Raw genomic sequence first — 607 nt, forward strand, 5'->3', positions numbered from 1 at the left:
CGGGTGTTCTCGCTGCCCGACCGCAAGGCATTCGCGGGCGCGGAGATCGTGACGCAGACCCTGCACAACGTCTACACCCTGCGCGGCGCGAAGGTGCGCGACGCCCGCAAGTGGGCAGACCACATCGACATGATGATCGACCAGCTGGGCGATGCCGAGGTGCTGTTCAACCAGCACCACTGGCCGGTCTGGGGCCACGCGCGCATCGTGGACTTTCTCAAGGCGCACCGCGACAGCTACCGGTACATCCACGACCAGACCGTACGCGGAATGAGCCGTGGGCTGACCGCTGCGGAGATCGCCGAAACCCTGCGGCTGCCCCGCAGCCTCGACGCACAGCTCGCGGTGCATGGGTACTACGGCACGGTGAAGCACAACGTGCGCGCGGTGTTCCAGTACTACCTCGGGTGGTTCGATGCCCACCCCGCCCATCTGGATCCGCTGCCACCCGTGGAGGCCGCGCGGCGGTACGTGGCGCTGGCCGGAGGTCCGCAGGCCGCGATGGCACAGGCCCGGCAGGCGTATGCCGACGGAGACTACCGCTGGACCGCCGAACTGCTGCGCCATGTGGTGCTCGCGGACTCCGGCCAAACGCAAGCGCGCGAAC

The 607-nt window shown here is 68.5% G+C and carries 1 protein-coding gene; it reads left to right on the forward strand.

What is annotated here, in order from left to right:
• On the forward strand, positions 1-607 hold a 607-nt coding region (locus tag GVL52_RS28185; RefSeq protein ID WP_280179122.1), incomplete at both ends, for an alkyl sulfatase dimerization domain-containing protein.

Origin of the sequence: Rhizobium sp. 18055, assembly GCF_902706285.1 — a bacterium.
Lineage (GTDB): Bacteria > Pseudomonadota > Alphaproteobacteria > Rhizobiales > Rhizobiaceae > Rhizobium.